The sequence below is a fragment of the Pseudomonas veronii genome, from assembly GCF_002028325.1.
GTDB lineage: Bacteria > Pseudomonadota > Gammaproteobacteria > Pseudomonadales > Pseudomonadaceae > Aquipseudomonas > Aquipseudomonas veronii.
This window is the reverse complement of record NZ_CP018420.1, coordinates 2,158,464-2,171,875: the sequence shown is the minus strand read 5'-3', so window position 1 is coordinate 2,171,875 and position 13,412 is coordinate 2,158,464. Positions and strand designations below refer to the sequence as shown.

Genomic DNA, 13,412 nt, shown 5'->3' with positions numbered 1-13,412 from the left:
AACGGAGCCACGACATGTTAAGCACGCTGCTGGAATTTGCGCTGGTCCTGGGGTTGATGACGGGACTCGCGGTACTGATGGGCAAATGGCTGACCCGGGTGTTCACCGGGACTTACCATGCCTGGCCGGAACGTTGTACCTATCGCCTGCTGGGTATCGACCCGCAGGAAAACATGGGCTGGGCCCGCTACGGTTCGGCGCTGTTGCTGTCGAACGCGGCGATGATGCTGCTGGGCTATCTGGTCCTGCGCCTGCAGGCGGTGATGCCGATCAACCCGCTGGGGCTGGCCGCGCAAACGCCGGACCTGGCGTTCAACACCACGGTGTCCTTTATTACCAACACCAACTGGCAGGCGTACTCGGGCGAGACGAGCCTGTCGAACTTCAGCCAGATGGCGGTCATCACCTTTCTGATGTGCGTCGGCGCCACCTCCGGCGTGGTCGCGGCGGCCGGTTTCATTCGCGGCTTGAGCCGCTCCAGCTCGGGCGACCTCGGCAACTTCTGGGTCGACTTCACCCGCACGCTCTACCGCGTAATGCTGCCGCTGTGCCTGGGCATGGCGCTGGTGTATGTCTGGCAGGGCATGCCGCAGACCTTCGCTTCCCAGGCGCTGGTCACCACGCTGGAAGGCGCGCAGCAGCAGTTGATTGTCGGCGCGGTGGCCAGCTTTGAGTCGATCAAGCACATCGGCACCAACGGCGGCGGTTTCTTCAGCATGAACGCGGCGCACCCGTTCGAAAACCCGACGCCGCTGACCAACATCCTACACATCCTCAGCATGTTGCTGATCCCGTCGGCATTGACCTACACCTTTGGCAGCATGCTGGTGCAGCGTCGTCAGGGCTGGGTGTTTTTCGGCACCTTCCTGGTGATGTTCATCGGCTTCCTCGCCCTGGTCTACGGCGCCGAGCAAAACGGCAACCCGCTGCTGACCCAGGCCGGCGCCAACCAGAGCCTGTCGCTGGAACAAAGCGGCGGCAACATGGAAGGCAAGGAACTGCGCTTCGGCATCGCCGACAGCAGCCTGTTCATCGCCACCACCACCGCCGCGACCACCGGCTCGGTCAACACCATGCACGACTCGCTGACCCCCATGGGCGGTTTCGTGCCCTTGGCGCAGATGATGCTCAACTGCGTGTTCGGCGGCGACGGCGTGGGCTTTATCAACCTGATCCAGTACGCCCTGCTGACGGTGTTTCTGGTGGGCATGATGATCGGCCGCAGCCCCGAGTTCCTCGGCAAGAAAATCGAGGCGCGGGAGATGAAACTGGTGATGCTCTCGGTGCTCGCGCACCCCATCAGCATCCTCGGTTTCACCGCCCTCGCCGCCCTGTGGCCCGACACCCTGGCCAGCCTGAACAACCTCGGCCCCCACGGTTTCAGCGAGGTGCTCTACGCCTATACCTCCGGCACCGCCAACAACGGCTCGGCCTTCGCCGGCTTGAACGCGAACACGCCGTTTTTCAACACCACCATCGGCCTGGCGATGTTGATCGGGCGCTTCTTCACCATGCTGCCGATGCTCGCCGTGGCGGGTTCCCTGGCGATGAAGAAAACCGTGCCTGCCGGTGCCGGCACCATTCCCACCGCGACCCCGCTGTTCATGTTGCTGGTGGTGTTCGTGGTGCTGGTGGTCGGTGGCCTGACCTTTTTGCCGGCGCTCGCGCTCGGCCCGCTGGTGGAGCAACTGCAGTTGCTGTCCGGCCAGACGTACAACTGAGGACACGTGGATGACGACTCAATCGATATTCAAAGGGCTGTTGCGCCCGGTGCTGGTTTCGGCGGTGTTTTTCATGCTGTTGACGGGGTTCGCCTACCCGGCGCTCACCACCGTGACCGCCCAACTGGTGTTCCCGTTCCAGGCCCGCGGCTCGCTGATTGAACGCGACGGCCTGGTCATGGGCTCGGCCCTGATCGGCCAGCACTTCACCCGGCCGGAGTACTTTCACGGCCGCCCGAGCATGACCCTCGGCGCCGACCCGCAAGACCCGAGCAAAAGCGTGTCGCAGCCATACAACGCCGGCTCCAGCGGCGCCAGCAACCTGGGGCCGACCAGCCAGAAGCTGGTGGACCAGGTGGCCGCACGCGCCCACGCCTATCGCCAGGACAACGGCCTGGCCGCCGATGCCCTGGTTCCGGTGGACGCGGTCACCGCTTCCGCTTCAGGCCTCGACCCGCATATCTCGCTGGCCAATGCGCGGCTGCAACTGCCACGGGTGGCGCGCCTGCGGCAGATCCCCGAAGCCGAGCTGCTGCAACTGGTCAACCAATACACCAGCGCGCGCACCCTCGGCCTGCTCGGCGAACCACGGGTCAATGTGCTGCAACTCAACCTTGCGCTGGACGCCCGCCTGCCATCGCGTCAGCCCCCTATTGCGGCCAGTGAGTAAGAGATTTCCCTCATGAAGAATGCTCGTTTACCTCTGTTTGATCGCGCCATCGTCCTCACCGCGTGTGGGGATGCGCTGAAGAAACTGCAGCCCCAGGCGCAATGGAAAAACCCGGTGATGTTCGTGGTCTACCTGGGCAGCATCCTCACCACCCTGCTGTGGTTCCAGTCCCTGGGCGGCCAGGGTGAAGCGCCCAGCGGCTTTATCCTCAGCATCACCTTGTGGCTGTGGTTCACCGTGCTGTTCGCCAACTTCGCCGAGGCCCTGGCCGAAGGACGCAGCCGCGCCCAGGCCGCGAGCCTGCGCGGCATAAAACGCCAGACCCTGGCCAAGTTGCTGCAACAGCCCAAGCACGGCGCGGCGTGGCTGCCAACGGAAGCGACGCTGCTGCGCAAAGATCAGGTGGTGCTGATCGAAGCCGGCGACCTGGTGCCGCTGGACGGCATCGTGATTGAAGGCGTGGCGTCGGTGGACGAAAGCGCGATCACTGGCGAATCGGCACCGGTGATTCGCGAGGCCGGCGGCGACTTTTCCTCGGTCACCGGCGGCACCCGTGTGCTGTCGGACTGGCTGGTGGTGCGTATCAGCGTCAACCCCGGCGAGTCGTTTCTGGACCGCATGATCTCGATGGTCGAATCGGCCAAGCGCCAGAAGACCCCGAACGAAGTGGCGCTGACCATCCTGCTGGTGGGCCTGACCCTGTTGTTTCTGCTGGTGATCGCCACGCTGAGCCCTTACTCGATCTTCGCCGTGGCCATGAGCGGCAGCGGCAGCGTGGTCAGCGCCACGGTGCTGGTGGCCTTGCTGGTGTGCCTGATCCCCACCACCATCGGGGGCCTGCTCTCGGCCATCGGCGTGGCGGGCATGAGCCGGATGATGTCGGCCAATGTCATCGCCACTTCCGGGCGGGCGGTCGAAGCGGCGGGCGACATCGACGTGTTGCTGCTGGACAAAACCGGCACCATCACCCTGGGCAACCGTCAGGCCAGCAGCTTTTTGCCGGCGCCGGGGATAACAGAGGCCGAGTTGGCGGACGCCGCGCAACTGGCGTCCCTGGCCGATGAAACCCCGGAAGGCCGCAGCATCGTGGTACTGGCCAAACAGAAGTTCGACATTCGCGCGCGGGACATTCACCAGTTGGGCGCCAGCTTTGTCCACTTCACCGCGCAAACCCGCATGAGCGGGGTCGACCTGCCCGAAGGCCGGGCGATTCGCAAAGGTGCGGCGGACGCGATTCGCAGCCATATCGAGGCGTTGGGCGGCAGTTTTCCGACAAGCTTGCAGGCCAAGGTCGATGAAGTCGCGCGGCGTGGCAGCACGCCGCTGGTGGTCAGCGACGGTGCCAAGGCGCTGGGCGTGGTCGAACTCAAGGACGTGGTCAAAGGCGGCATCAAGGAACGCTTCGCCGAGTTGCGGCGCATGGGCATCAAGACCGTGATGATCACCGGCGACAACCGCCTGACCGCTGCCGCCATTGCGGTGGAGGCCGGCGTGGATGACTTCCTCGCCGAAGCCCGCCCGGAAGACAAGCTGCAATTGATCCGCGACTACCAGGCCCAGGGCAAGCTCGTGGCGATGACCGGCGACGGCACCAACGACGCGCCGGCGCTGGCCCAGGCCGACGTGGCGGTGGCGATGAACAGCGGCACCCAGGCCGCCAAAGAGGCCGGCAACATGGTCGACCTCGACAGCAACCCGACCAAGCTGATCGAAGTGGTCGAGGTCGGCAAACAGATGCTGATGACCCGCGGCGCCCTCACCACCTTCAGCGTGGCGAATGACGTGGCGAAGTACTTTGCAATCATCCCGGCGGCATTTGTCGCGACCTATCCACAGCTCGGCGCATTGAATGTGATGCACCTGGCCAGCCCCAACTCGGCGATTCTCAGCGCGGTGATTTTCAACGCGCTGATCATTGTCGCGCTGATTCCCCTGGCCCTGCGTGGCGTGACCTACCGCTCGATCGGCGCGGCGGCGTTGCTCAACCGCAACCTGCTGATCTACGGCCTGGGCGGGGTGCTGGTGCCGTTTGCCGGGATCAAGCTGATCGACCTGCTGCTGACGGGGTTGGGCCTCGTATAGCGCGCCAACCACTGTAGGAGCGAGCTTGCTCGCGAAGGGCGTTAACGATAACGCGGGAAACCTGACACCCAACGGCACCCTCAGGTTTTTCGCGAGCAAGCTCGCTCCTACAGACAACTAGAGGAAGAATATGCCCGCCTTAAACGATGCACGCCCCGACCCCGACGCCCTGCTGGCGCGGGTACAACAAGAAGAACAGGCCGCCTTGCGCGGCAAATTGCGTATCTACTTCGGCTCCAACGCCGGGGTGGGCAAGACCTGCGCCATGCTCGCCGCGGCGCAACGCGAAGTCGCCCTGGGCCGCGACGTACTGGCCGGGGTGGTGGAAACCCATGGCCGCGCGGAAACCGCCGAGTGGCTCCATGGCCTGGAACAACTGCCCCGCGCCGCGCTGCAGCATGGTGAGTTCGCGCTCAGCGAATTCGACCTCGACGCCGCCCTGCGCCGCCATCCCGCCGTGGTGTTGGTGGATGAACTGGCCCATAGCAACGTGCCCGGCTCGCGCCATCCCAAACGCTGGCAAGACGTGGAAGAGCTGCTCAGCGCCGGCATCGATGTCTGGACCACCCTCAACGTACAGCACCTGGAAAGCCTGAATGACCTGGTCAGCGGGATCATCGGCATCCGCGTGCGCGAAACCGTGCCCGACCATGTGTTCGATAACGCCCACGACGTGGTGGTGATCGACCTGCCGCCGGACGATCTGTTGCAACGCCTCAAGGACGGCAAAGTGTACCTGGGCCCGGCGGCGTCGCGTGCGTCGCAACATTTTTTCCGCAAGGGCAACCTGCTGGCGCTGCGCGAACTGGCACTGCGGCGCACGGCCGACCGGGTCGACACGCAAATGCGCGTGTACCGCCGCGAACAGTCGATCAAGGCCCTGTGGCCGGCCCGCGAACGGCTGCTGGTCGGCGTGGCCGGTGACGCTGGCGATGAACGCCTGGTGCGTGAAGCGGCGCGCCTGGCGCAGAAGCTGGAAGCGGACTGGATTGTGGTCCACGTCGCGTCGGCCCAGGGACGCGGCGCCCAGCGCTACCTGAGCGCGATGAAGACCCTGGCCCTGGCCGGCGAATTCGGCGCCGACACGGCCACACTGCCGGGCATGGACGTCGCCGAAGCCCTGGTCGCCTGCGCCCGCGAGCACAATGCCAATCGCCTGGTGCTCGGCCATCATCCGCGCCGCCGGTGGCGGTTCTGGCATCAGTCGGTCAGCGACCGGATCAGCCGCCATCACCCGCAAATCGATCAGATCGTGATTGCCCACGGCCTGCTGCCGGGCAAGCCCGTCGTGCACGAAAAACCCGCGGCGCTGCCCGGCACTCGACTGGCCTACCTCTGGGCCAGCCTCGCCTGCTTCGCCGCCAGCGCCGGCGCCGCCCTGCTCTTGCAGGTGTTCGACCTGGCCAACGTGGTCATGCTGTTTTTGCTCACCGTCGTGTTGGTGGCGCTGCGCTATGGACGCGGCCCCGGCGTGTGGGCCGCGATGCTCGCGGTGCTGTGTTTCGACTTCTTTTTCGTACAGCCGCGCTATTCATTCACCGTCAACGACACCCAATATTTCTTCACCTTTGCGTTGATGCTCGGCATCGCCCTGATCACCGGCCAACTCACCGCGCGCCTGCGCCACGAAGCGCGCACCGCTGCCGCGCGCGAACGCCGTGCAACCTCCCTGGCGCGCCTGGCCCGCGACCTGTCGGCCGCGCTGACCGTGGAGCACATCAGCGAAGTCGCGCTGCACACCTTCAGCGGCGTCTTCGAAGCCCGGGTCGGCCTGGCCCTGCCGGATGCCGCCGATGGCGTACACAGCGTCAGCGCGGGCGGGCTGCCGATCGACGACAGCATCGCCCAATGGGCTTACGACCACGGCCACCCCGCCGGCCACGGCACCGACACCCTGTCGGCGGCCAAGGGCTGCTACTTGCCGCTCAAAGCGCCGATGCGCGTGCGCGGCGTGCTGGTGCTGGAACTGGCGCAGAGCGAGCGCCTGAACGACCCACAGGAACGCCGCCTGCTCGAAGCCTGCATGAGTCAGCTGGCGATTGCCCTGGAGCGCGTGCATTTCGTCGAGGTGGCGCAAAGCACCCTGGTGCAGATGGAAGGCGAGAAAATGCGCAACACCCTGCTCGCGGCGATTTCCCACGACCTGCGCACGCCCTTGACCACGCTGATCGGCGCCGCCGACACCGCCCTGCCCCACGCCCCGCCGGGGCCGCTGACCGATCTGCTGCACGGCATCCACGAACAAGCCACGTCCATGCAGCGCCTGATCGAAAACCTGCTGGACATGGCACGCATGCAAGAACGCGGCGTGCGCCTGAACCGCCAATGGCACTCGCTGGAAGAAATCGTCGGCAGCGCCCTGCGCCAATTGCGCGAACCGTTGGCGCGGCACCCTGTCCACACCACGCTCGACGCGCACTTGCCGCTGGTTGAAGTCGACGCGCTGCTGATCGAGCGGGTGCTGGTCAACCTGCTGGACAACGCCGCCAAGTACACCCCGCCGGGCACCGCTATCCGCGTGGCCGCGAGCCAGGTCGGCGAGGGCATTGTGCTGGAGGTCAGCGACACCGGCCCCGGCCATGCGCCGGCGAATCTGTTCGAACCCTTCACCCGCGGCCAGCAGGAATCGTCCGTCGCCGGCATCGGCCTGGGCCTGGCGCTGGCCAAACGCATCGTCGAGGCCCACGGCGGGCGCATCGATGCCAACCCCGGCCGCGCGTGCGGCATGCATTTCATCATCACGCTACCGGCGGGCACCCCGCCCGTCATGGAACCCTTATGAGCACTGCACGCATTCTGATTGTTGAAGACGAGGCCAACATCCGCCGCTTTGTCGGCATTGCCCTGCAAGATGAAGGTTTTCAGGTGTTCGAGGCCGACAGCGTCAAACGCGCGCTGATCCATGCCGCCAGCCGTCAGCCGGACCTGGTGATCGTCGACCTCGGCCTGCCGGACGGCGATGGCAAACAACTGATCAGCGAACTGCGCGGCTGGCTGGCGGTGCCGATCCTGGTGTTGTCGGCACGTGACCGCGAAGAAGAAAAAGTCGCCGCCCTGGACGCCGGCGCCGATGACTACCTGACCAAGCCGTTCGGCGTGCCCGAACTGCTCGCACGCATTCGCGCCCAACTGCGCCGGCACGGGCAGACCGGCAGCGTGGTGGCGACCAGCAAGGTGGCGTTCGGCGAGATCGAGGTCGACCTGGCCACCCATGAAGTGTCGCGCTCGGGCCAGCCGGTCCACCTGACGCCCATCGAGTACCGCTTGCTCTGCGCAATGATTCGCGGCCAGAGCCGGGTGCTGACTCACCGGCAACTGCTGCTGGACGTGTGGGGCCTGGACTACGTCGACCGCGCCCACTACCTACGTGTACACATGGCGCATTTGCGGCAAAAACTCGAGGCCGACCCGGCGCAGCCGCAGTACTTCATTACCGAGTTGCAGGTGGGCTACCGGTTGGTCGGGTTGTGAACAGGCGCGCGGCGGCGAAGTCCACGAACACGCGGATTTTCGGCGAGAGATGGCGACTGGACGGCCACAGCGCCCAGAACTGGCCCTCGTCCTCGCAGTGGCCCTCCAACACGGTGTCCAACTGCCCTTGGGCGAGCGCTTCGCGGGCGAGAAAGTCCGGCACGTAGGCAATGCCGTGGCCGTCGACGGCGGCGCTGAGCATGGCTTCCATATTGTTCAACGTCAGCGCCGTGGGCAGGCGCAACGCCGTGATCGCGGGGTTGGCGGACAACGTCCAGTCCATGATCTTGCCGGTGGTGGCAAACCGATAACGCAGGCATGGGTGGCGCTCAAGATCGGCGAGGGTTGCCGGCCGCCCGTGCTCGCGCAGATACGCGGGCGATGCACACAGCACAAACCTGAACGGCCCCAGCTTGCGGGCCATCAAGCTCGAATCGGCCAGGCCGCCGCTGCGGATCACCACGTCGAAGCCCTCCTCGATCACATCCACCAGGTGGTCGTTGAAATCCAGTTCCAGCTCGATCTCCGGGTAGGTCTGCCTGAACGCGAGCATATGCGGAAAGAGAAAGCGGTAGCCGATGGTCGGCAGGCTGACGCGCAATTTGCCACGGGGCGCTTGTATGGCATGGGAAAGCATGGCGCGGGCGTCGTGCAGGTCGTCGAGAATTTTCCGACAGCGCTCGTAGAACAATTGACCTTCGGCGGTCAGGCCGACTTTGCGCGTGCTGCGGTGCAGCAGGCGCACATTCAGCGAGGCTTCGAGTTTGGCGACATTCTTGCCCACCGCCGAGGCGGAAACCCCCAGTGCCCGCGCTGCCCCCACGAAGCTGAGGGCTTCTGCCGTTTTGACGAAGGCGATCACGCCGCTGAGATTATCCGTCACGCCATTACATCCATTCAGTCCGTTATGAGTGGAATGTAAGGCTGTTTATCGACGATTGCATCCTGTCTAGAGTCTTTGTCTTCATAAAACAGCCGGAATGCCCCCCATGCACACCACCACCGAGACCCTGCCCGCCCCGGGCCGCCATGCCATCCTGGCCGCGATTTGCCTGGCGGCGTTGGTGTTGCCCATGAGCTTTACCGGCGGCGCTGTCGCCACGCCATTTATCGGCCAGACATTCGCCGCCCACCCCACGCAACTGGCGTGGATCACCAACGCGTTCATGCTCAGCTTCGGCAGCTTGTTGATGGCCGCCGGCACCCTCGCCGACCGCTATGGGCGCAAGCGCCTGTTTTTATGGGGCATGACACTGTTTACTGGCGCCTCCCTGTGGCTGACGGTGGCACCGGGCATGCTCTGGCTGGATGCCTTGCGCGCACTGCAGGGCGTCGCGGCGGCCATCGCGCTGGCCAGCGGTTGTGCGGCGCTGGCCCAGGAATTTGACGGGCATGCGCGCACGCGCGCCTTCAGCCTGCTGGGCACCACCTTCGGCGCGGGGCTGGCGTTTGGCCCGCTGTTGTCGGGGCTGCTGATCGAACAGTGGGGCTGGCGCGCGATTTTCCTCGGCACGGCCGTGCTGGCAGGCCTCTCGCTCATGCTCGCCGCGCCGACCCTGCGGGAAAGCCGCGATCCCCGGGCACTGCGCCTGGACACGGCCGGCGTGCTGACGTTTTCGGCCATGCTGGTGAGCTTGACCACAGCGGTCATCCTCGCGCCGGAACAGGGTTGGGGCGCGGCGAGCACGCGGTACCTGCTGGCGGCGGCCGCCGTGTTGCTGCTGGTGTTTATCCTCGTTGAACATCGCGTCCGCCACCCGATGCTCGACCTGCAGCTGTTTCGCTTTGCGCGCTTCCTTGGCGTGCAACTGCTGCCGATCGGCACCTGTTACTGCTACATCGTCCTGATCGTGTTGCTGCCGCTGCGCTTTATCGGCGTCGAAGGCCACGGCGCGTCCGAGGCAGGCTTGATGATGCTCGCACTGTCGGCGCCCATGCTGGGGGTGCCGATGCTCGCGGCGACGCTCACGCGCTGGCTGTCGGCGGGCGTGCTGTGCGCCATTGGCCTGCTGATCGCGGCGGCGGGCTTGTATGCGCTGAGCCTGGTTCAGGTCGGCCAGCCGTGGCAGACAGTGGTCGCGATGCTGATCATCGGCATCGGCACCGGGTTGCCATGGGGCTTGATGGACGGGCTGGCGATCAGCGTGGTTCCCAAAGAACGTGCGGGCATGGCGGCGGGGATTTTCAATACCACACGCGTGGCCAGTGAGGGCGTGGCGCTGGCGGTCACCCTGGCGGTGTTGAGCGCCCTGGTTGCGCGTCATCTGCCGCAGCACACGGCGCTGGACGTTTCCGTCATTGCGCAGAGCCTGGTCATGGGCAATGTGCAGCACGCCAGTGCGAGCCTGCCCGTGGCGGTGTTGCGCACGGCCTATATCGCCGGCTTCAACAACTTGTTGCAACTGCTGGCGGGCTTCACCCTGCTGACGGCGGCGGCGGTGTTGATTTTCCTCGGTCGACGCCCCATCGCGCCCCTCCACGCCGAGGCCGCACAGGGAGCGCCGAGCTGAATGGCAGGCACAAAAAAAAGGTTCTGCACGGAATCCCGGGAAACACAGAAACAAGAACGCCGATTTGATGGATGATGTTCGTGCGAGCAAACACATCTAAAAAACCGGCGTTCTTATGCGCGATATTAATACTTTTCTTCCCTTTTGGGAGGGCTTTTCTGTCGTCACGATCAAACCTGACGGCGATGCCTGTAGGCGCCGACGCCAAATTGAACCACTGGGTCAGTTCGGCGTCGGCGCCAACATGATGCCCCGACCATGGCACAACTTCTGAGGGAAGCGCAGAGACAAAAATAGCGATTTTGATCTCCCCTCAGCGAAGCCCAACATGTCAATTCCCCAAGTAAAAGGCCCGCTACTGCCGCCCATGGTAGAGATCGTTGCGGTGTACTGTTTCCGGTGGAACAAGGTCGGGTATTCGGCCAGTTGCAGGGATGTTGATCATCGGATTGCCGGTGGTTCAGCGGCGTCTCCCGTACTGTACACCGGTACTGATCGTGCTTGCCGCCCTTGCAAATCGTCTCTTGCGGCGTGGTTCCGGTTTCAATGCCGATCCGCGATGCTTGCCTGTAGCGCAGCCCTGGCACTATCGTCGGTTTACATCCTTTGTTTGATCCGGTCGAGCGGCAGCTTTGCGAGATGAACTTGTGTCTGGAGGCTACTGCGCCCCGCACACCGATTCTCACTGCCACGGAGTTGGGCACACCGCTCTATGCAAGCATGGGCTTCGTCGACTTCGCGCGAATCCAACAGCATCAAGGTGTACCAAAAACACCGGCGTTGATCCCGTTGATCAAGGGCTCGCATTGTTGCGTATTAGGCCCGGCCGATTACCCAAGGCTGATTGAATGAGCCAATGCGAGTAGTGGCCTTGACCGCACCACGGCACCTAACGATTTTCTCCCGATGGCCGAATACGTGGCCGGCATTGACGTAGGTGGACAGCTAAAAGGCAATGCCTTACTCCGTCGTCTTGACCGTGGCCACATCATTGGTCCGGTTGTCGCCAAAAATCTAGAGCAGGCCAAGCGCTGACTAACCGCCTTTTGCACTTGATACCTGGCGCGTTCGTTTCGACATTCTGAGCGATTGCGGGTTGACCGGCTGGCTAAAGGACCTGGGCATTGCAATGCGTCGACAGAGCACCGCGTATGGTTCGTGGAACTCCCCCGAAATCATGCAATGAAATCAAGCAGTTCGCGCTGATTACTCAATCTATCGACTAACGATCACCGTTGCCGGCAAGGGTTTCATAGGGCGATGAAGGGCTTTACTGCACAGATACAAAGTTAGCCCGTGAGATACAGCAGATTATCCCTTGCCGACTAAAACAACGGCATATTTTGCCTGAGCTCTTTTGCTAGTTTATTGAGATGACAGGGCCCTGGGGATGTGTTGGCTGCCACAGCGCTGCCCTGACTCGCAATCTCTCCCGCTCTGCTGTTCGCAGCGCCTATTTCCGCTCCAAGGAGCTAGCTGGATGACAACTCAATCTTCGAATAGCTACCGCGTTGATCCACAAACGTCTCACCAGTTTTATATCAACGGTCGCTGGTCTTCCCCGGCAAGCCCTGCGAGCTTGCCGGTGGTCAATCCGGCCAGTGAAGTCGTTGTCGCAGAGGTCGCACGGGGGACTGCCGGGGATGTTGATCGGGCAGTGGCTGCGGCCCGTGCTGCGTTTCCAGGTTGGGCTGCCTCCAGCGCAGAATCGCGCGCGCTTTTTCTTGGAAAGATCTACGAACTCATCCTTGAACGCAAAGAGGAACTTGCACAGGCCCTCTCTCTGGAAATGGGTGCGGCGATCAGTTTCTCACGGGCCATGCAAGTGCCTTTGGCGGCCGAACACGTACGGGTCGCCCGTGATCTTCTGTCCACCTATAACTTTCAGACGGTTGAAGGCAGCACAGCGATTGTACGCGAACCCATCGGCGTCTGCGGTCTCATCACGCCGTGGAATTGGCCGCTCTATCAAATCACCGCGAAAGTAGCCCCGGCTATCGCTGCCGGATGCACAGTGGTCCTCAAACCCAGCGAACTGTCGCCACTGAGCGCCCTGCTTTTCGCACAACTGGTCCACGATGCAGGCCTGCCAGCGGGTGTCTTCAACCTTGTGAATGGCAGTGGTCCCGAGGTCGGCGAAGCCATCGCTGCGCATGCCGATATCGATATGATTTCGATCACTGGCTCGAACCGCGCTGGCGCGCTGGTGGCACAAGCGGCCGCCCATACAGTCAAACGCGTCACTCAAGAACTGGGAGGTAAATCGCCAAACGTGCTGCTGCCCGATGCCGACTTCGCCAAAGTCGTGCCACTGGGCGTGATGACTGCGTTTCGCAACGTCGGACAATCGTGCAGCGCCCCGACCAGAATGATCGTGCCAAAGGACAGGCTGGCGGAGGTCGAAGCGCTGGCTGCCGCGACCGCCAATGCGATCATCGTGGGTGATCCACAATCGGAAGATACGGTACTCGGTCCGATCGCCAACGAGAGCCAATACAAGCGCGTGCAAGCAATGATCGAGGCGGGCCTTAATGAGGGTGCAAAACTCGTTTGCGGCGGTCCCGGTCGCGTACCGGGCCATGAAACGGGCTTCTACGCTCGGCCGACTGTTTTCTCCGAGGTAGAGTCTTCCATGCGTATCGCCCAGGAAGAAATCTTTGGGCCGGTACTCTGCATCATTGCCTATGAAACGATCGATGAGGCTGTCGCTATCGCAAACGATACGGTGTATGGACTGAGCGCTCATGTTCAATCACAGAACCTCGATCGTGCACGTGCTGTAGCCTCTCGCATCCGCGCTGGACAAGTGCTGCTGAACCACCCCGCCTGGAATCCAATGGCGCCTTTCGGTGGCTACAAACGATCCGGCAATGGTCGTGAATTTGGTGTCTACGGCTTTGAAGAGTATCTGGAAACCAAAGCCATCGTTGGCTTTGGTGAATAAACACAAAACGCACA

At 63.4% G+C, this 13,412-nt stretch carries 8 protein-coding genes and 1 pseudogene; 8 read left to right on the top strand and 1 reads right to left on the bottom strand.

Translation table 11 applies throughout. The features are described from left to right. Window positions 1-14: 14 nt before the first annotated feature. The 5 genes from kdpA (at window position 15) to PverR02_RS10095 (ending at window position 7,944) form a co-directional block, all read left to right on the top strand. Window positions 15-1,721 carry a potassium-transporting ATPase subunit KdpA gene (gene kdpA, locus PverR02_RS10115; RefSeq protein WP_046384148.1) on the top strand — a complete coding sequence of 569 codons (1,707 nt, stop codon included), beginning with the start codon at window positions 15-17 and terminating at the stop codon, window positions 1,719-1,721. A 10-nt stretch (window positions 1,722-1,731) separates the two neighbouring features. Continuing rightward, window positions 1,732-2,391 (top strand): K(+)-transporting ATPase subunit C, encoded by a 660-nt coding sequence (kdpC, locus tag PverR02_RS10110; protein ID WP_046384149.1) that lies wholly within the window; start codon window positions 1,732-1,734, stop codon window positions 2,389-2,391. 12 nt (window positions 2,392-2,403) lie between these two features. Further along, complete coding sequence (gene kdpB, locus PverR02_RS10105) at window positions 2,404-4,473, top strand: potassium-transporting ATPase subunit KdpB (RefSeq protein ID WP_079443247.1); 2,070 nt, start codon at window positions 2,404-2,406, stop codon at window positions 4,471-4,473. Window positions 4,474-4,603: 130 nt separating this feature from the next. Continuing rightward, window positions 4,604-7,255: a sensor histidine kinase gene (locus tag PverR02_RS10100; protein WP_079443246.1), complete on the top strand. Its 2,652-nt coding sequence runs from the start codon at window positions 4,604-4,606 to the stop codon at window positions 7,253-7,255. Beyond that, window positions 7,252-7,944: a response regulator gene (locus tag PverR02_RS10095; RefSeq protein ID WP_046384152.1), complete on the top strand. Its 693-nt coding sequence runs from the start codon at window positions 7,252-7,254 to the stop codon at window positions 7,942-7,944. The genes PverR02_RS10100 and PverR02_RS10095 overlap by 4 nt, the downstream gene beginning before the upstream one ends. On the opposite strand, the gene PverR02_RS10090 is transcribed toward PverR02_RS10095, so the two are convergent. Beyond that, complete coding sequence (locus PverR02_RS10090; protein WP_046384153.1) at window positions 7,904-8,827, bottom strand: LysR family transcriptional regulator; 924 nt, start codon at window positions 8,825-8,827, stop codon at window positions 7,904-7,906. The two genes, PverR02_RS10095 and PverR02_RS10090, sit on opposite strands and share 41 nt — an antisense overlap. A 106-nt stretch (window positions 8,828-8,933) precedes the next feature. On the opposite strand from PverR02_RS10090, the gene PverR02_RS10085 reads away from it, so the two are divergent. The 3 genes and pseudogenes from PverR02_RS10085 (at window position 8,934) to PverR02_RS10070 (ending at window position 13,398) form a co-directional block, all read left to right on the top strand. Continuing rightward, entirely contained in the window at window positions 8,934-10,454 is a 1,521-nt protein-coding gene (locus PverR02_RS10085; protein WP_079443245.1) for an MFS transporter, read from the top strand. Between the two features lie 639 nt (window positions 10,455-11,093). Beyond that, window positions 11,094-11,680 (top strand): annotated as a pseudogene (locus PverR02_RS10075) (GNAT family N-acetyltransferase); the annotation flags it as partial. A 254-nt stretch (window positions 11,681-11,934) separates the two neighbouring features. Then, complete coding sequence (locus tag PverR02_RS10070) at window positions 11,935-13,398, top strand: aldehyde dehydrogenase family protein (protein ID WP_079443244.1); 1,464 nt, start codon at window positions 11,935-11,937, stop codon at window positions 13,396-13,398. The last annotated feature ends 14 nt before the right edge of the window (window positions 13,399-13,412 follow it).

Coding starts and splice junctions, on each gene's coding strand:
- PverR02_RS10095 (WP_046384152.1), top strand. CDS start 7,252: ATGAGCACTGCACGCATTCTGATTGTTGAAGACGAGGCCAACATCCGC.
- kdpB (WP_079443247.1), top strand. CDS start 2,404: ATGAAGAATGCTCGTTTACCTCTGTTTGATCGCGCCATCGTCCTCACC.
- PverR02_RS10070 (WP_079443244.1), top strand. CDS start 11,935: ATGACAACTCAATCTTCGAATAGCTACCGCGTTGATCCACAAACGTCT.
- kdpC (WP_046384149.1), top strand. CDS start 1,732: ATGACGACTCAATCGATATTCAAAGGGCTGTTGCGCCCGGTGCTGGTT.
- kdpA (WP_046384148.1), top strand. CDS start 15: ATGTTAAGCACGCTGCTGGAATTTGCGCTGGTCCTGGGGTTGATGACG.
- PverR02_RS10085 (WP_079443245.1), top strand. CDS start 8,934: ATGCACACCACCACCGAGACCCTGCCCGCCCCGGGCCGCCATGCCATC.
- PverR02_RS10100 (WP_079443246.1), top strand. CDS start 4,604: ATGCCCGCCTTAAACGATGCACGCCCCGACCCCGACGCCCTGCTGGCG.